Below are 17,087 nucleotides of genomic sequence, written 5' to 3'. Positions count from 1 at the left end.
GCACGGCGGGCACCGCCGCGTCCGGGCCCGCGCGTTACAGCCTGAAAAGCGGCATTCACCAGGGCGAGGATTGGTCGAATGATCGATATCAAGGATGAATCTCAAACCGATATGGACGACCTTATCCAGGCACTTCACTGACCATTACTACGTCTTGTGAAATGCGGATAAATTACAACGGCAAGGGCGACCACGCCGACGTCTCCGATGAGAGGTCCTCCCATGAAGCCCACCCTCGTCATATCCGGGATCGTTTTCGCCACCGGCCTGGTGGCGGCGACCCTTACCCCTGCACAGGCACAGACCGCCCCGGCGGCCACGACCGGCACGACAGCCGTGGCCGACGCCTACTTCGCCGGATGGCTGACCGGCCGGAACGAGGTGCCCGTCAGGGGCGGCCCCGCGGTCGGCGACCGGAACGGCCGCGCCTACGTCGTGATCAAGATCAGCGGCGACCGCGTCTCCTACGCGGCCCGCTGGAGCGGCATCGGCACCCCCACCGCGTTCCACATCCACAAAGGCCGGGCGGGCGCCAACGGCGACGTCAAGATCGGGTTCTTCGGAGAGGCCCTGCCACGCAGCGCGCGGGCGGTGACCGGAAGGGTCACCGTCGACGACCGGGGCCTGCTGTCCGCGATCCGGAGAAGCCCGTCCCGCTACTACGTCAACGTGCACACCGGCCAGTTCCCCGGCGGCGCCGTGCGCGCCCAGCTGCGACGGCTCTCCCACCCGGTCGACCTGACCCGCGTGCTCAACGACGGCGTCCGCCCCCGGCTGACGTCGTACGCCAGCGGCGCGCAGGAGGTCGCCGAACCCGGCAAGACGGTCGGCGACCGCAACGGCGCCGGCCGCTGGCAGTTCGGCTTCACCGGAACGAGCCTCCGCTACGCCGCCACCTGGAGTCGCCTGGCCCCCGTCACCAACGGCCACATCCACCGCGGCAAGAAGGGCGTCAACGGCCCCGTGGTGGCCAACCTGTTCGCCGACTCCGACGGCCTGCCCGCCTCCATCTCCGGCCTCGCCGGCGTCTCCCGTATCCCGCGCGCCCTCGCCAGGAGCTTCCTGCGCCACCCGGCCAACTGGTACTCCAACATCCACACCACCGAATTCCCCGACGGCGCCATCCGCGGCCAGCTCAGCACCCACCTCCTGCTGACCCCGGGCCGCTGACTTCCCCGGCGCCCGCGACGTGACCCATGTGACTCACCCCGGGTATGCGAGCAAGTAAGGGTGAGTCAATATGTCTCGGGCGCCGACGTCAGAACGTGCCGATGACCGTCCATCTCGCCGTTGCCGCTCACACGCTTTTGATCTCCCGTAGCGATGACCGCAATGCTTTCGCTATCCCAGACGCGCGCTTGTAGGCCGTCTCCCGCGTGATACTGATGCCGTTCGCGTGACTGGCGACGTTGATGGAGAACGCCTCACCGCTCGTGAGGGTGATACGGAAGTCCTGTGTCACACTGACATCGGCGGGGGTTATATATCCTATTCGGATGGGGCCTTCCATGCGGATGGCCTCGCCTCTGGAGGCGCTGCCACCGCGACTCGCGAGCCTGTCGTTCACCGTGGCGATCGTGGTGACGTCGGACAACATGAACTCGTGTGTGGTCTCCAATTCCAATTTACCTTCGACAAAATTGATCAGACAGGAGTAGACGCACAGGTATGAGTCCGTCAGGCAGACAACGGCCGCTTCGTAACTTGCGAATCGAGGCTGGCCCGCTCTGTCGATCGCATAGTCTGTTGGAAACGCGGGGCCGATCATCACGACGGGTTTGATGACCATTGACTCGTCCGGGATGTTCATCTCCTTGACCGCGTGCTCCTTGACGGCCTCCACGTCGCTGAACAACCACGCCTCCATGTCGTTGTCGTCAGGAGCGAAGGCTCGCGCGGCGGCTTGTCTCGAATATTGGCGAAGCCGCTTGACTCCACCCGCGCCGAACCGCCACCCGAGATAGCTTCCCACGATCATAAAACCGATGGCCACAATGAATTCGGCGCCTACGCTGGGCCGGGCTGCGACGTTTAACGCGATAATCCAGAAAATAACCACCGCAGCCACACCCATCACCAACATCGCGATTCCCTCCGACCGTTCGCCCGGGTCTGGAGGTGCCACGAAGTAGCGGCGGACCACGTCAGGCCTTCGTGGTGCCTGTGGATTCATGACTTCTCCGCTTCCTCTGCTATCCGAAGTATTCTTCGAGAACCCGCCGGACACGGCTTCCACTCGCTTCGACGTGTGCCAGAATGATCGGCACGTTCTCATCGTCCTCGCCGAGCGCGCCGAGCGCGCCGAGCGCAGAGGAAAGCATCTCTTCGGGCGCCGGGGGGTCGAAGTCGAAACCGTTCTGCCGGTAATAGTCTTCCTTGATTATCGCCCACAACAACAACGCGCCCACGTGTCCCGGTGACTGCGCCAGCGTTTGCCGTAGCTCCCGCTCGATCCGCTTGATTCCACGACGACCGCCTTCATGAAGCCTTGGCCGTTTTCCATGCAGAAGGGCCACGGCGAGAAGGAAGTGGGCTTGTGTCGAGTTTTCCACGTCGAGCGTGGCTTGTTCGAGCGCCGTCGTCGCCAGTGAGTACTGCCTCTGCCGGAGGTACGTGACTCCCTGCTTGTACACGTCCGTCGGTGGCGGAGTGGTGCTTATGGTCAGGTCACGTCCGGCGACGTAGAGTCTTGCCTTGTCGTGGACTTGCGCATCGATGTGCACGGGGCTCGGCTCGGGTACGTCCCCAGGCGCGATCAGGCCCATAGGATTCCTTGGCTCTCTTGAGTCGCGGAAGGCTCACCTTAAGGCATTCATCGCCCACAGAAAGGCATAAATCTATTTTTTTATGAGCTTACGCTTGTAGAGCGCCAGACCTGGATTGCTCCTGATATATGCATCTTTGAGATGCAGTGGCGACATTGTTGGCATTTGAGCCGATTTCCGCCGATTTGATGCCCCATCTTGATGAATGTGGTCAGTGCCGCCACCGGGTGCGGGCCGCGATCTCCTCGGGAGTCGCGTTCTCGAACAGGGCGATCTCGCCGCGGCGGACGGTGGCGACGGTGTCGATCACGGCCTCGCCGAAGGCTTCGGTGAGGACGGGGTCTTCGGTGAACAGGGGGAGGACGGCATCCAGGGATGTCGGGAGGCGGGGCTGGTCGGTCAGGGTGACGGGGTCGACGTCCACCGGGGCGGGGAGGACGGCTCTTGTGGTCAGGCCGGAGCGGCCGGTGGCGAGGAGGGCGGCCAGGGCCAGGTAGGGGTTGGCGGCGGCGTCGAAGCACTTGACCTCGAAGTTGGCGGCGGTGGCGCGTTCTCCGGTGGCGCCGGGGACGAAGCGCAGGGCCGCCTCGCGGTTCTCCAGGCCCCAGCAGGCGAAGGCGCCCGCCCAGTGGGACGGGACCAGTCGCAGGTAGCTGGCGACCGAGGGGGCGCCGACGGCCAGCAGGGCGGGCAGGTGGGACAGGATGCCGGCGGCGAACGCCTGGCCCGCGGGGGTCAGGCCGTAGGGGCCGTTGCCGCCGGACATCAGGTTGACGCCGCCGCGCCACAGGCTGAGGTGGATGTGGCCGCCGTTGCCGACGCCGTCGGCGAGCACCTTGGGGGAGAACGTGGCGCGCAGGCCGTGGTTCTGGCTGACGGCGCGGATCGTCTCGCGCACCAGCACGGCGGTGTCGGCCGCGCCGACCGGGGTGTCCTCGGCCACCGAGATCTCGTACTGCCCGGCGGCGTACTCCGGGTGGATCTGCACGACCTGGACCCCGGCCGTGGTCAGGGCCCCGACGATGTCCCTGAGGTAGCCGGCCCGCTCGGTGAGCCGTGTCATGCCGTACGCGGGGCCGGCGCACGCGGGCGTGAAGTCGTCGCCGCCGCCCACCGAGGCGGCCCACTCGACCTCGAACGCCGTCCGCACCTGATAGCCGTCGGTGGCCAGGCGCAGCACCTCGCGGCGCAGCAGGTGCCGGGCGTCCAGCGGGTGCGGCTCGCCGTCCTGGTCGAAGCGGTCGGCCGGCGCCCAGGCCCAGCCCGGCAGCGGGACCAGCGGCGCGAGCCTCGTCAGGTCGGGGTGCAGGCGCAGGTCCCCCACCGGGCCGCCCGCGAACTCGCCCTGAACGATGGAGTCGTCCAGCAGGAAGGCGTCGAACACCGGTGAGGCCCCGATGCCCCAGGCCGCCGCGTGCGCCAGCCGGGCGAGCGGCACGGCCTTGACGCGGGTGATGCCGCTGGTGTCGACCCAGGTGACCGCGACCCCCGTGACGCCCTTCGCCTCCAGGCCTCTGGCCTTGTCGCGGGCCAGATCGGCGCGGCGCGTGCGCTCCTGTTGATCCATTCGCTTCTTCTACATGATGGGAATCGTGACGTCCATGGAGAGCACCGTGTTGCCGTGCGTGGCCGGACTGCGGCTGGTCGACCACCACTGCCACGGGGTGGTGGACGGGGACCTCGGGCGGGAGGAGTTCGAGTCCCTGCTGACCGAGGCGGACGCCCCGGCGCCGGGGACCACGCTGTTCGACTCGCTGGCCGGGCTCGCGGTGCGCCGCTGGTGCGCGCCGCTCCTCGGCCTGCCCGCGCACGCCTCCCCCGGCGACTACCTGGCCCGCCGCGCCGAGCTCGGCGCCGAGACGGTGAACGGGATGTTCCTGCGGGCGGCGGGGCTCGCGGACCTCTGCGTGGACACCGGTTTCGCGGCCGGCCGGCTGCTGTCCCCGGCCCGGATGGGCGAGGTGGCCGGTGCGCGGGCACATGAGATCGTCCGGCTGGAGCAGGTGGCGGAGGAGGTGGCCGCCGAGGGGCCGTCCGCCGGGGAGTTCGCCGACGCGGTGCGGGCCCGGCTGGCCGAGCGGGCCGCGCACGCCGCCGGGGTGAAGTCGATCGCCGCCTACCGCGCCGGGCTGGCGCTGCCCCCTCGGCGGCCGACCGGCGCCGAGGTGCGGGCCGCCGCGGGACGCTGGCTGTCCTCGGCCGGCGCGCGTCCCCGCCTCGCCGACATGACGCTGCACGCCTACCTGGCGTGGTGCGGGGTGGACCTCGGCCTGCCTGTGCAGTTCCACGTCGGGTACGGCGACGCGGATGTGGACCTGCACCGTTGCGACCCGCTGCTGCTGACCGGGTGGCTGCGGGCCACGGCGGCCGTGGGCACGCCGGTCGTGCTGCTGCACAACTACCCCTACCACCGGGGCGCCGCGTACCTGGCCCAGGTGTTCCCGCACGTGTACCTGGACGCCGGGCTCGCCACGCACAACGCCGGGCACCGGGCCGCCGCAGTGATCGCCGAGACGCTGGAGCTGGCACCGTTCGGGAAGTTCCTGTTCTCCTCCGACGGGTTCGGGCTGCCCGAGCTGCACTACCTCGGCGCGCTGTGGTTCCGGCGCGGGCTGGACGCGTTCCTGCGGTCCGGACTGGACGCCGGCGAGTGGACGTACGACGACGCCGCGCGCATCGCGCACCTGACCGGCGCGGGGAACGCCCGCAGGGTCTACCGGCTCGATCAGGGCTGACCGACGATCGCGGGCGGCTTCGGCTGCGGCGCGGGCGACGGCAGGACCACGCCGATGAGGAAGGGCTGGAGCCCGGCGACGATCACCGTGGCGACCCCCGCGCCCACCGCCACGGCCACCGAGGACGCCCACGCGGTGACCGACCACAGGTTGTGCACGTCGACCAGCCGCCCGGGCCGGTACCCGTGCCGGACCAGCACCCCCCGGTCGCCGAGCACCCCGAGCGTCATGGCGTACGCGAACAGCTGCACGGCCAGCAGCGCCGTGCCGTTCCAGCTCTGCCCGCCGCCGTGCACCGTGGCGCCGAGCAGCGCCGGGAAGGCGGCGGCCACGAAGAACCACAACCCCTTGGCCAGGCCGGTGTCGCCGCGCAGCAGCGGGTAGAAGTAGCCGAACAGCAGCCCGTACCCCGCCCACCGCAACACCAGCGGCGCCACCGCCGACACCCCCGCCAGCACCGGGTAGCCCTCCTCGGCCCCGATGGACCCGGTGGCGCCGAGCCCGAGCAGGATCCACGGCGCCCCGATGATCGTCCCCGTGAGCAGGCCCCACCTGGCGCGTTCCCACGGACGGCGGCTGGTGAGCGACCCGAACGCACGCTGGTGCGTGGAGACCCGCACCGTCCGGCCGGATGCCCGGACGGTGTGCGGCGCGTCCGCCGTCTCCCGCTCCACGGCCTGGATCCGCGCCTGCCCGGTGGCGAACCCGTCGTCGCTCTCGGCCGCCTTCTCGCGCAGGGCCCTGCTCATCGACGGCAGCGTCCGCCGCGCCGCCCCCGCCCGCAACGCCCACGCCACGGCCGCCCGCTGCTCCGCCAGATGCTGCCCGAGCACCCGCACCGCCCGCTCGGCCTGGTCGGCGGGCAGCAACACCCACGCCCCGAGCGCCGCCGCCGGGATGGTGACGGCCACCGAGGGATCCAGCAGCGCGTATCCGCCCGACAACACGAGGAACCACGCCGCCAGCCCCACCCTGCGTTGCTCCCGCAGCCCGTCCGCGGACCGCACGGGATCGCCCCCGAGCGCGCGCAGCGTGACCGCCACCACCGCGACCAGGACCAGCACCAGCAGCCCGTTCAGCAGCTGGCCGAACGCCAGCAGATCCCACCAGCCCACCGACCCCGACCGGCTGCCGAGCGTGCCCCACGGCACGGCCGCCGCCAGCCCCACCGGCACGAGCACGAGCGTGACACGACGCGGCAACGGCGCACCGACCGCGTTGCCCGCGAACCGCGCCACGACCGCCACCATCACGGCCCCCGCCAGCAGCAGCACCCCCCACCGGAGGACGGCGGGAAGGTAACCGCCGAGGTCGTGATAGGTGGCCAGCACCGCCAGCGCGGCCGTGGTGAGCGTGAGGAGCCACGCGCCCCCGAGATACCCCCGCCGCCGGGGCCCGCCCGCGCGACGGCTCACCGCGGCGCCGATCCACGCGCCGTTCAGCGCGAGCACGGCCAGCACGACGACACCCGCCGCCAAGATGGCGCCACTCACCAACGGCCACGTGTTCTCCTGCGCGGCCGGCCCGGACACCACCGCGGGCACCACGTACAGCGGCAGGACGACGGCCGACGCGACCACGAGAAGAAGGCGGCCACGCGTCGTCCGCCGCGCCGGCCCGGCCGCCCACCGTCCGCCCAGGCTGAGGACGGCCGCCGCCAGAAGGATCAGCGGCCCGCTCGGCGAGGACTCCTCGGGGAACCAGAGCCCCGCCCCCTCCAGCAGCGGCCGGAGGGCCTCGGCGATGTCTGGCGGCCGATCGTTGAACACCAGCAGCGCGACGACCCCCGACATGACCAGATGAGCGACCACCACCGCGCCGGCGGCCCACTCCAGCCGCCGCCACGCCGCCGACTCCCCGGCCGCCCCGAAGACCCCCGCCCGGGAGGCCAGCAGCACCACGACCCAGACCCCGATCGCGAGCACCCCGCCGCCGAACGCCCCGAGCGCCGCCAGGACCCCGCCCACGATGAACCCGACCACCTCCGGGGTGTCCGGCCCGGAGAAGTAGGTCTCCTTGACCGGCGTACCCGGAACCAGCCCGACGTCCAGCTTCCCGCCGTAGCGCCCGGTGGACCGGACGGTGACGTTCTTACCGGTCTGCCCCGCCAGCGTGAGGTCCTGAACCCGGACGGACCCGATCGACCACGTACGGGTGCCGACCTCGACGTCGCCCAGCGCGCTCGTGTACACCTCGATCTGGAGCGGCTCGCCACGTTTCCCGGGCGTATGAACGGCCTCCATCGAGATCACCGCGTAACCGTCCCCCGCGGACGTCCGCAGCACCGGCACCGTCCATTCCACCGAGGACCGCCCGATGATGACGAACCCGGCGGTGCCCTCCAGGAACGCGTTCGGCCGCTCCCGCGCGTCCCCCCACCCCACCATGGCCACCGCCGGATCGCCACGCGAGGTGGTCAGCGTCGCCGTGACCCGCAACGCCCCCGCACCGATCTCCGCCACCCGGAAGGAAACCCGCCTGGGCGGAATCTTGGTGAACGGAAACTTCGACCGCCAAGCGCACCGCGCCATCTGGTAGGCAGGCTCATCCAGCAGCACATGCTCCGCACACCCGTCCCGCAGATCGAGCGGCGGCCGCGACGTGACCAGCACATCGGCCGTGACCGCCGCCACCATAGCCAGCACCAGCAACCCGAGCCCTCCGGCCACCACCCGGATGACATCCCGGCGCAGGCGGATCCAGAACACGCGGGGGGAGGACATCGGCGCGGCGGCCGGGGAGGGGATGTCGTCCGGACTGGCGCCCTGTGTCGCGGAGTCGGCACGGTCGGTCACAAATCATCAGTCTGGCCGGATATTTCCCTCCACGCACGACATTTCTATATCCGCTGCGTTCTCCTCCGGCCGCCGCACCCTGCCCGAGCCAGCGCCACCTCGGCCGGCGCGGTTCCGGCGCGGGCTCGACCGCCACCGCCGGACCGGCAAGCCAGGCATATACGACATTAAATATATTTAACGGGATTTATAGGATCGATTGAGCATCGGATATTCACCCTGTTTGCCGGACCACAATAGTTTCTGCTACCGTATGCGGCCCCATTAATGCGGACATATCCGGTAGAGACGGGGCCACAATGGCGACGAAAGCCCTGATCCATCGCTGCGTACTCGGCATTGATATCGAGAAGTACAGTCTCGGCCGCACCCTTCACCAGCAGGACGTCGCGCAGCGGTCGCTCGACGAGATACTCCGGCACAGCGCCCAGACGGCGGGACTGGACCGTGACGTGTGGGTCCGGCAAGCCGGTGGGGACGGCGAGCTGGCCGTGCTGCCCCCGGAGTCCGACCTGTCGGCCGTGATCGGCCTGTTCGTCCGTGACATCGACGACAAGCTCGCCGAGCACAACAGGATTCACGGGACGGGTACGCAGCTCAGGGCACGGATGGCGATCCATCTGGGCCTGCTCCAGGAAAGCGCCCTCGGATTCGCCGGCCCGGCCCTCATCGTGCTCAGCCGCCTGCTCAACTCCCGGGTACTGAAGGCCGCGCTGGCCGCGGCATCCGGCGCCGACCTCGCGCTGCTGCTGTCCGCGCCCGCGTACGAGATCGTGGAGGCGGACGCCCACGGGTTGCGGCGGCGTACCTTCCGCGCGGTGGACGTGGAGGACACCGCGAAAGGGTTCCGCGATGTCGCGTATCTCCATGTCGCCGGAGATCATTTCTCCGGTGGCTCTCCGGCGCGCGGCGAGAAAGGGCCCACGGATGATCAGCCGGATATCCGCGGTGGCGAGACCGCGCACGATTCCGGGCCCGTGGACAATCGCGATCACGTGACGCGGGTGTACGGGTCGAACTTCAACATCTCCGGCGGCCGGCCGTCGATCAAGATAAGCGAACGTGGTGACATGTACATTTTCGAGAACACCACGGACGACTGATGGCCGCCGCGCCTGACGACGACACCGGGAACGTTCCACCACGACCGGAGGGCATGAGAGACGTCCCCGGGAACGACCGGCCGAAGGACGACGACCGGGAGAAGGACGACGGAGGCGACGACCCGCCGGCGGGCCCCAGGAGGAGGCGCAGGAAACCCGAGGAACGCGCGAAACGTCCCGCCGGTGAGCTCGGCGCCCGCCAGAAACGGGAGGAGCTGAACCAGGAGGACGACGGCCCGGAGTCACTCCGGCCCGAGGAGCACATCGCCCACGAACGCAGGGAACGGGCCCGCCGCGAGGAGAACCGTCGCCGTCTGCTGTCCGATGTGGACGATGCCCTGCTCGGCGGCCACTTCAACGTGTCCGGCCACGGACGCCTGTACCAGGCCGGCCGGGACGTGCACTACAACCACTACGACGGCCGGGAGTACCCGGAGGCGACGCCGCTCACCGAGCATCACCTGCGGCAACTGGCCCCGGCGCACGTCGTGGAGACCGACGGCTACCGCCGGCTCACGGCGCATGTGGCGGCCGGCAGGGTGTGCCTGCTGCGCGGCTCCCCCGGCACGGGGCGGTGGACGGCGGCCGTGGCCGGTCTCGCGCACGCGGGGGCGCGCGGAGCGATCGACCCCCGGCCGGCGACGTTCCCGCCCGGCACGGCGCCACACCGGCTGCGCGTCGCCGCTTTGCGGGACAGGACCGGCTACCTCGTCGACGCGACGGCGGCCGAGTGGATCCGCACGGGGTGCGCGGCGGGTCTGCGGCATCTGGCGCATCTCGCCACGCAGGCCAATTGCGCGTTCGTGGTCGTGACGGACGCCGCGACGCGGGTGGGCGCGGAGAACAGCCAGACGCTCGTGGTCTCCCACCGGGCACCTCCGGTCCTGGACGTCTTCGAGCGTTGCCTGTGCTACTGGCTGCACGAGCTGGGTGTGGCCGACTCGGCGGGGCGGGCGCGCGTGATCGCCGCCGACTCGGTGGTCCGCGAGGAACTCGGAGAGCTCGGGCGCCCGCGGGAGGCGGGCCGGCTGGCCGGCGACATCGCGGCGTGTCTCGCCGAGGGCCGCGAGTACACCGAGGTGCTGGCCGAGCGCCCGCAGCGGGTGAGACAGGAGGCCAAGTCCCTGCTCTCCGAGGAGGGCAAGGGCAGGAAGTACGAACGATGCTTCCTGCTCGCCGTCTCGGTGCTGAGCGGGCAGCCGATGGTCACGGTCACCTCCGCGGCGCTGCGTCTGGCCGAGCTGGTCGACGCCGCCAAGACCACCCCGCCGGAGCGTGACTCGCAGTGGTCCGCGTTCGACGAGACGCTCGGCGACTGGCTGGGGTACGCCGAGGCGGACGACAACACGGGTGACGACCCGGCCAGGCGGCCGATCCGGCTGCGCAGGGCCACGCTCGGCGCGGCCGTGCTGGAGGTCGCCTGGCACAACCACCCGACGCTGCACGGGCCGTTGACCTCCTGGCTTCACCGGCTCACCGAGGACCCGGAGGAAGCGGAGGAGGTGCGGATGGCCGCCGCGCAGGCCGTCGGCAAGCTCGCCATGTACGACTTCGCGGAGATCGAGCGGGAGTTCGTCCGCGCCTGGGTCGAGTCCGCGTCCGTCCGGTCGCACTGGCTGGCCGCGTGGGCCCTGGACACGGCGGCGGGCAACCGGGCGGTGGCCACGAAGGTGGGGGCCCTGCTGCGCACGTGGACGGGGCCGTCGGGGACGGTGCGTCAGCACTCCGCGGCGGTGCGGGCCTACAGCACGACACTCGGCGGCATGTTCCCCCGCGACGCGTTGCGGGCCGTGCGCGTCGTCACGGCGAGCCGCTCGCGGTTGCACTTCGAGGCCGCGCGTGTGCTGGAAGAACTGTTCCGCTCCGGGCTGCGGGACGAGGTCGTCGACGAGATGGACCGGTGGCTGCCGGGCGGCGGTCAGGAGCACGAGGTCACCGCCGCCCTCGCCCTGATGCTGATCGCCATGGTCCCGGAGCATCCGGAAGGCGACCGGCCGGCGCTGCTCGCCATGTTCGCGGACGCCGAGGCAGATCGGCGGCACCAGATCGGGCAGCTGTGGCGCAACGCGCTGACCTGCTCGGAGGGTGTCAGCAGGCTCGCGTGGGACGTCCTGCGCCTCTGGGTCGAGCACGCCGACCGCGAGCCCGCCGCCTCCCTCGGCCCGGTCGGCGGGCTCGTCGAGGAGCTGAGCGAGCCGGTGGGCAGGGCCCTGTGCTTCCACCTTCAGTGGTGGCGGGGTGACCCGGTCTCCCCCGGGACGGTCTCGACATTGCTTTCCGTTCTCACGACCAGGAGGGGTGAATGAACACCACGGTCGCTCCGGCGCGGGCACGCCCGAGCCCATGGGCCAGGTTCGGCACCTGGCTCTCCTCACTGTTACGCCGCGTCCGCAAGCCGATCACCGAAGAGGTGGACGACCAGCCTTTCGAGTTCTGGACGCCGGCGCTCCACGACGGCTTCCCGTTCCACGTGTCCATCCGGCTGTCCTGGCAGGTGAAGGGAGCAGGTGCGCGGAGAGCGCTGCGTGAGGCCGTCGGCGAGCGGCGGGAGGCGTTCCGCCAACGGCTGGAGGACGCCGTGCGGCCCGTGGCGAGGCTGCGCGCCCCGCACGAACCGCACCTCGCGGAGAAGGAGATCAACGAACTGATCAAGGGCATGCGTCTCTTCGAGGAGGACGAGAAGGTGCAGTTCGCGTGCACCGCGACGTCCCGCGTCACCCCGGCCTGGCCGATCGTCCAGCAGCAGCAGAAGCTGTGGTTGAGCCGGGTGGCCCAGGAGGAGATGCATCGCAGGGCCGTCCTGGCCGTCGGACGGATGCGTGAGTCACGCGAGGCGTGGCGCTCGTTCCTGTCCGAGGGCATGGACGACTGGATCACCCCCTACGCGGTCCGGCTCGCCGAGTCGCACGAGGATGTCGCGGGGACGGTCACGGAGATGCTCGACTACCGCAGGAACGAGGCGTCGGACCTGATCGCGCTGGTCTCACAGATCATGAGCGCACACCAGTCCACGAACGTGTACGACTTCGTGGTGAGCAGCGAGACCGTGCTGCGCAACACGCTCACGATGATGGGCATCCCGATGCCCGACCCGCCGCCCGACTCCCTGTTCTCCCCTTCCGGAACCGTCCGTGGCTCTGACTGAGGCGGGCCCCGCCGAAGCGGTCGTCACCGGGGCGCTGGAGCCCGGCTGGCTGTGCGGCCGGTGCGCGATCGACTCGGGCGGCCGTGAGCGGTGCCCCGGGTGCGGGAGCGTCCTCATCGCCCGTCACTTCCCCCGCATGCCCCGGCGCCTGCGCCCGGGGGCGGCCGTGGCGGCCGTGCTCGCGGTGGTGGCCGCCGCTGGAGCCCTGGCGACGGCCGGGCGTGAGACTTCGCGTCCGGAGGCGGAGGCCGCCCCGATCGTGTCGCCGGCACTCGCCGTCGCGTCCCCCGTCGCGCCACCCGCCCCGGAGCCCACGTTGGACCGCGCCCGCGAGCAGGCGGAGGCGGTGGACCAGCTGCTGGCCGGCAGCAGGGCCGCGCGTTCCGGCCTGGTGGACGCCATCGCGGACGTGCGGGCGTGCCGGACCGCCGGGCTCTCCGTCATCGGGTCGATCACGGACGCGCGGCGCGAGCAACTGACCTCCGCGCAGACTCTAGAGGTGGACGCCCTCGACGGCGGGAGCGCGGTGAGATCGGCGCTGACCAAGGCGCTGAACGCCTCCTACCAGGCGGACGCCGCCTTTCTCGCCTGGGGGCGCCGGTACGTGAACCGCGGCTGCGGCGGCCCGGTGGAACAGGACCCGGACTACCGGCGGGGGCTGCGGTTCTCCGGGGACGCGGAGACGGCCAAGGCGCGGTTCGTCATCCGGTGGAACCCCGTCGCCGCGTCGTTCGGCCTGAAGGAACGGACCGGGAGGACCATCTGACCCGTCGCGCCTGTTCCGGCCGCATCAGACCGGAACAGGGCGCACGGGAGCTGGTCAGGCGCTCGGGCAGGAAGGCAGGTGGGCGCAGGCCACCAGGTGGCCCTCTTCGGCCTCGTAGAGAGGGCCGGTGGCGGCGTTGGCGTGGTAGAGGCATTTGTCTACCGGGGGGGCCTCTTCCCAGGAGGAGTGGAGGCGGGGGACGGCGGAGATGAGTTGGCGGGTGTAGGGGTGGAGGGGGTCGCCGAAGACCTTTTCTGTGAGGCCCGTTTCCACGATGGCGCCTCGGCGGAGGACCACCGTGCGTTCGGCCAGGTAGTTGCCGAGGGAGAGGTCGTGGGTGATGTAGAGGACACCCAGGCCGCGGCTTTTCAGGTCGGCGAGGAGGTTGAGGACGTCTATCCGGGTGGAGGCGTCGAGCATGCTGGTGATCTCGTCGGCCACCAGGAGTTTGATGTCCAGGAGGAGGGCGCGGGCGATCAGGAGGCGCTGGAGCTGGCCGCCGCTCAGCTGGTGGGGGTATTTGTTGATCACCTGGCCGGGGTTGAGGCGTACGGAGGTCAGTGCCTCCTCGACTCGCTGGTCCCAGCCTTTCTCGGCCGGGTAGTACTGCTCCTTGATCATGGCGAAGACGCGGTCCGCCTTGAAGACCGGGTTGTAGGAGCTGAACGGGTCCTGGAACACGCCCTGGACGTGCCGGTAGTAGGCCTTGCCGGGCTTCACGGGGGTGCCGTCGAAGGAGATCGTGCCCGAGGTGATCGAGGTGAGGCCGAGGATCATGCGGCCGATCGTGCTCTTGCCGCTGCCGCTCTCGCCGATCAGGGACACGACCTCGCCGGGGGCCACGTCGAAGCTGACCCCGCCGACGGCCGTCAGCGTCTTGCCACCGAAGGCGCCCACCTTGTAGACCTTCGTGACGTCATCGAGTACGAGCATCATGCCTTCCAGCAGGCGACGAAGTGGTCGGGTTCGATCTCCACCACCGGGGGTTCCTCCTCGGCGCACTTGGCGAACGCGAGGGGGCAGCGGTCCCGGAACCGGCAGCCGGAGGGCGGGGCGAGCAGCGAGGGCGGGCTGCCGGGGATGCCGGTCAGCTTCTTGTCGGCGTACCGGACGCCCACCTCGGGCAGTGAGTTGATCAGCAGCTGGGTGTACGGGTGCTTGGGCGCGTTGACGATCGCCCGCGCCGGCGCCTTCTCGGCCATCCGGCCGGCGTACATCACCATGATCGTGTCGGCGATCTGGTACGTCAGCGAGATGTCGTGCGTGATGAAGATCATGCTCTTCACGAAGCCGGCCTTGCGGAACCCGACGAGGGCCCCGGCGACCGCCTTCTGCGTGGACACGTCCAGCGCGGAGGTGATCTCGTCGGCGATGAGCAGGGACGGGTTGAGCAGGGTCGAGATGACCATCACCATGCGCTGCTTCATGCCGCCGGACAGCTCGATCGGGTACCGGTCCAGCACCTCCGGCGACAGCTCCACCTGCGCGAGGCGGGTGAGCAGCTCGTCCCGGTCGAGCTTGGTGCCCCGGGACCTGACCAGCTCGCCGACCATCTTCCCGATCTTGCGGGTCGGGTTCATGGCGCTCATGGAGTACTGCGGGATGAGCGAGACGCGGTGGAAGCGGTAGGCGTTCATCCGGGCGTCGTCGGCGATGGGCAGCGTCTCGCCGTCCAGCTCGACGGTGCCGCCGACGTGCTTCATCCGGCCGTCCATCCGGATCAGGCTCTTGCCGAGCGTGGTCTTGCCGCACCCGGACTCCCCGGCGAGGCCGAGGATCTCGTCGTCCTTGACGGAGAAGGTGACGCCGTCCAGCGCCTTCACATCGCCCTTCAAGGTCCGGTAGTAGACCTTGAGGTCGTTGACCGTGAGGCTCATGTCTCCCTCAGCTTCGGGTTGAAGACCTCGTCGAGGCCGACGTTGGCGACGTACAGCGCCCCGACGATCGCGGTGATCCCCGCGCCGGGGGGCACGAACCACCACCACAGGCCTAGGTGCAGGGCGCTCCACTGGTGGGCGTTCTGCAGCATCAGGCCGAGGGACACGCCCTCGGTGGGCCCGAGTCCGATGAAGTCGAGCGAGGAAGCGATGAGGATCGACCCGCCGAACAGCAGGATGAACGTCATGAACAGGTAGGAGCTCATGTTCGGCGCGATCTCCCGCAGGATGATCTTCGGGGTGCGCACGCCGCTCAGCCTGGCGAGGTCGACGAACTCCCGGGTGCGCAGCGAGAAGGTCTGCGCCCGGATGGCCCTGGCCGCCCAGGGCCAGCTGGTCAGGCCGATGAACAGGGCCTGCACGCCGACGCTGCGGATGCCGAGGTAGGCGTTGATGATCAGCAGCACGGCGAGGGTGGGCAGCACCAGGACCACGTTGGTGATCATGTTGAGGATCTCGTCGACCCAGCCGCCGCGGTAGCCCGCGAGGAAGCCGATGACCATCCCGATGACCGCCGCGATCCCGCCGCCGAGCAGGCCCACCTCGAACGTGGTGCGCAGGCCGTAGACGAACTGGACCCAGATGTCCTGGCCGAAGGTGTTGGTGCCCATCCAGTACTCGCCCGACGGCGGCTGCATCGGCAGGCCGGAGTACGCGTTCGGCGTCCCGCTGACCAGGATGGGGCCGAGGACGCCGATGCCGAGCAGCACCAGGACTATGGTCAGGCCGATGAGCAGCTTGACGTTGCGGAACGCGAAGTACAGGGCCTCGCGCCGCACCGTCGCGGGGGTCTGCGGCAGCGCGGTGTCCATGACGGTCATGCGGCGGCTCCCGTCATGCCGGCGCGGGTGCGCGGGTCGACGACGACGTAGACGATGTCGATGATGAAGTTGGCGATCAGCACGCCGAGGACGATGAACAGGAACGTGCCCTGGAGCAGGAAGAAGTCCTGGTTCTGGATCGCCTTGAGGATCAGGCTGCCGAGGCCGGGATAGGAGAAGACGATCTCGGTGACCAGCGCGCCCGCGACCAGCACGCCGAGCTGGAGGGCGAGGCCGGTGATCTGCGGGAGTACGGCGTTGCGGAACGCGTACTTGCGGATGAGGCGCTGGGGCGCGCCGAGGGCCGCCAGGTAGTTGGAGTAGTCGGACTCCAGCTCATAGATGATCATGTTGCGCATGCCGATCGCCCAGCCGCCGAGCGCCACCAGGAACAGCGACGCGAAGGGCAGGGCCCAGTGCAGCAGGAGGCTCCCGATGAACTCCAGCGACAGCGTGGGCCGCAGTGAGAAGGCGTATCCGCCAGCCACCGGGAAGATGCCCGCCACGACGCCGAGGCCCCAGGCGAGGATCACCGCCAGCCACATGTACGGCGTGGCGGTCAGCACGTAGCCCACCGGCAGCACCGTGTTGTCGAGGACCTTGCGCCGCGCCGCGAACGCGCCGAGGCGGTTGCCGATCACCCAGCTCAGCAGCACCGCCGGGATCATCAGCGCGAGCGTGTAGGGCACGGCGCCGAGGATGACGGTGGCGACCGGCGTCGGGAACACCCACACGCTGATCCCGAAGTCGCCGTGCAGCAGTGCCGCCCAGAAGTTGAGGTATTGCCGCCACAGGGGCTCGTCGAGCCCGAACAGGTTGGTGTAGTAGGCCCGCATGGCCTCCAGGGCCTCCGGCTGGGAAACCCGGGCCCGGGCCAGCATGCTGGCGACGGGATCACCGGGCATGAACCGCGGGATCATCCAGTTCACCGTGACGGCGACGAAGAACGTCAAACCGTAGATGAGCAGCTTTCTGCCGAAATATTGGCGCACGAGGTTCTCTCCAGAAAAGCCCCCTCCC

Annotated in this window: 14 protein-coding genes; 6 read left to right on the top strand and 8 right to left on the bottom strand. The window is 69.9% G+C overall.

Annotation, left to right across the window (positions count from 1 at the left end; genetic code table 11):
* Positions 1–222 precede the first annotated feature (222 nt).
* Positions 223–1,170 carry a CHRD domain-containing protein gene (locus tag ACFP1K_RS04615; RefSeq protein ID WP_380747198.1) on the top strand — a complete coding sequence of 316 codons (948 nt, stop codon included), beginning with the start codon at positions 223–225 and terminating at the stop codon, positions 1,168–1,170.
* Positions 1,171–1,297: 127 nt separating this feature from the next.
* On the opposite strand, the gene ACFP1K_RS04610 is transcribed toward ACFP1K_RS04615, so the two are convergent.
* From ACFP1K_RS04610 to ACFP1K_RS04600, 3 genes are all read right to left on the bottom strand, one after another.
* Positions 1,298–2,173, bottom strand: a complete 876-nt coding sequence (locus ACFP1K_RS04610) for a hypothetical protein (protein WP_380747197.1) — start codon at positions 2,171–2,173, stop codon at positions 1,298–1,300.
* A gap of 19 nt (positions 2,174–2,192) precedes the next feature.
* Positions 2,193–2,765: a hypothetical protein gene (locus ACFP1K_RS04605; protein WP_380747196.1), complete on the bottom strand. Its 573-nt coding sequence runs from the start codon at positions 2,763–2,765 to the stop codon at positions 2,193–2,195.
* Between the two features lie 211 nt (positions 2,766–2,976).
* The gene (locus ACFP1K_RS04600; RefSeq protein WP_380747195.1) at positions 2,977–4,332 is read right to left on the bottom strand and encodes a hypothetical protein; all 1,356 of its coding nucleotides are present in this window, start codon (positions 4,330–4,332) and stop codon (positions 2,977–2,979) included.
* A 34-nt stretch (positions 4,333–4,366) separates the two neighbouring features.
* Here ACFP1K_RS04600 and ACFP1K_RS04595 point away from each other — a divergent pair, with 34 nt between their 5' ends.
* Entirely contained in the window at positions 4,367–5,500 is a 1,134-nt protein-coding gene (locus ACFP1K_RS04595) for an amidohydrolase family protein (RefSeq protein WP_380747309.1), read from the top strand.
* On the opposite strand, the gene ACFP1K_RS04590 is transcribed toward ACFP1K_RS04595, so the two are convergent.
* Positions 5,491–8,295, bottom strand: a complete 2,805-nt coding sequence (locus tag ACFP1K_RS04590) for a hypothetical protein (RefSeq protein ID WP_380747194.1) — start codon at positions 8,293–8,295, stop codon at positions 5,491–5,493. The two genes, ACFP1K_RS04595 and ACFP1K_RS04590, sit on opposite strands and share 10 nt — an antisense overlap.
* Positions 8,296–8,594: 299 nt before the next feature.
* On the opposite strand from ACFP1K_RS04590, the gene ACFP1K_RS04585 reads away from it, so the two are divergent.
* From ACFP1K_RS04585 to ACFP1K_RS04570, 4 genes are read left to right on the top strand one after another with little or no spacing between them, the layout of a single operon-like run.
* A complete protein-coding gene (locus ACFP1K_RS04585; RefSeq protein WP_380747193.1) occupies positions 8,595–9,398 on the top strand; it encodes a hypothetical protein in 804 nt (267 codons plus the stop codon).
* Between the two features lie 53 nt (positions 9,399–9,451).
* Positions 9,452–11,704, top strand: a complete 2,253-nt coding sequence (locus tag ACFP1K_RS04580) for a hypothetical protein (protein ID WP_380747192.1) — start codon at positions 9,452–9,454, stop codon at positions 11,702–11,704.
* Positions 11,701–12,543, top strand: coding sequence for a hypothetical protein (locus ACFP1K_RS04575; protein ID WP_380747191.1), 843 nt, complete (start codon positions 11,701–11,703; stop codon positions 12,541–12,543). Before ACFP1K_RS04580 ends, ACFP1K_RS04575 begins: the two co-directional genes overlap by 4 nt.
* On the top strand, positions 12,530–13,309 hold the full coding sequence (locus ACFP1K_RS04570; protein ID WP_380747190.1) for a hypothetical protein: 780 nt from the start codon (positions 12,530–12,532) through the stop codon (positions 13,307–13,309). The genes ACFP1K_RS04575 and ACFP1K_RS04570 overlap by 14 nt, the downstream gene beginning before the upstream one ends.
* Positions 13,310–13,363: 54 nt before the next feature.
* Here ACFP1K_RS04570 and ACFP1K_RS04565 read toward each other — a convergent pair whose 3' ends face one another.
* Genes ACFP1K_RS04565 through ACFP1K_RS04550 form a run of 4 tightly spaced genes read right to left on the bottom strand, consistent with a single transcriptional unit; the run spans position 13,364 to position 17,059 of the window.
* Positions 13,364–14,242, bottom strand: coding sequence for an ATP-binding cassette domain-containing protein (locus ACFP1K_RS04565; protein ID WP_380747307.1), 879 nt, complete (start codon positions 14,240–14,242; stop codon positions 13,364–13,366).
* Positions 14,242–15,186: an ABC transporter ATP-binding protein gene (locus ACFP1K_RS04560; protein ID WP_380747189.1), complete on the bottom strand. Its 945-nt coding sequence runs from the start codon at positions 15,184–15,186 to the stop codon at positions 14,242–14,244. Before ACFP1K_RS04560 ends, ACFP1K_RS04565 begins: the two co-directional genes overlap by 1 nt.
* A complete protein-coding gene (locus tag ACFP1K_RS04555) occupies positions 15,183–16,067 on the bottom strand; it encodes an ABC transporter permease (protein ID WP_380747188.1) in 885 nt (294 codons plus the stop codon). The genes ACFP1K_RS04560 and ACFP1K_RS04555 overlap by 4 nt, the downstream gene beginning before the upstream one ends.
* On the bottom strand, positions 16,064–17,059 hold the full coding sequence (locus ACFP1K_RS04550; RefSeq protein ID WP_380747187.1) for an ABC transporter permease: 996 nt from the start codon (positions 17,057–17,059) through the stop codon (positions 16,064–16,066). Before ACFP1K_RS04550 ends, ACFP1K_RS04555 begins: the two co-directional genes overlap by 4 nt.
* Positions 17,060–17,087: the final 28 nt, after the last annotated feature.

Origin of the sequence: Sphaerisporangium aureirubrum (assembly GCF_042658925.1) — a bacterium.
Lineage (GTDB): Bacteria > Actinomycetota > Actinomycetes > Streptosporangiales > Streptosporangiaceae > Sphaerisporangium > Sphaerisporangium aureirubrum.
Note: the sequence above shows the minus strand (reverse complement) of the source record. Positions and strands in the feature narration are given on the sequence as shown.

What these genes read in the sequence shown, in the direction of transcription:
- ACFP1K_RS04615 (WP_380747198.1), top strand. Translation starts at nt 223, where the DNA reads ATGAAGCCCACCCTCGTCATATCCGGGATCGTTTTCGCCACCGGCCTG.
- ACFP1K_RS04610 (WP_380747197.1), bottom strand. Translation starts at nt 2,173, where the DNA reads ATGAATCCACAGGCACCACGAAGGCCTGACGTGGTCCGCCGCTACTTC.
- ACFP1K_RS04605 (WP_380747196.1), bottom strand. Translation starts at nt 2,765, where the DNA reads ATGGGCCTGATCGCGCCTGGGGACGTACCCGAGCCGAGCCCCGTGCAC.
- ACFP1K_RS04600 (WP_380747195.1), bottom strand. Translation starts at nt 4,332, where the DNA reads ATGGATCAACAGGAGCGCACGCGCCGCGCCGATCTGGCCCGCGACAAG.
- ACFP1K_RS04595 (WP_380747309.1), top strand. Translation starts at nt 4,367, where the DNA reads ATGGAGAGCACCGTGTTGCCGTGCGTGGCCGGACTGCGGCTGGTCGAC.
- ACFP1K_RS04585 (WP_380747193.1), top strand. Translation starts at nt 8,595, where the DNA reads ATGGCGACGAAAGCCCTGATCCATCGCTGCGTACTCGGCATTGATATC.
- ACFP1K_RS04580 (WP_380747192.1), top strand. Translation starts at nt 9,452, where the DNA reads ATGAGAGACGTCCCCGGGAACGACCGGCCGAAGGACGACGACCGGGAG.
- ACFP1K_RS04575 (WP_380747191.1), top strand. Translation starts at nt 11,701, where the DNA reads ATGAACACCACGGTCGCTCCGGCGCGGGCACGCCCGAGCCCATGGGCC.
- ACFP1K_RS04565 (WP_380747307.1), bottom strand. Translation starts at nt 14,242, where the DNA reads ATGCTCGTACTCGATGACGTCACGAAGGTCTACAAGGTGGGCGCCTTC.
- ACFP1K_RS04560 (WP_380747189.1), bottom strand. Translation starts at nt 15,186, where the DNA reads ATGAGCCTCACGGTCAACGACCTCAAGGTCTACTACCGGACCTTGAAG.
- ACFP1K_RS04555 (WP_380747188.1), bottom strand. Translation starts at nt 16,067, where the DNA reads ATGACCGTCATGGACACCGCGCTGCCGCAGACCCCCGCGACGGTGCGG.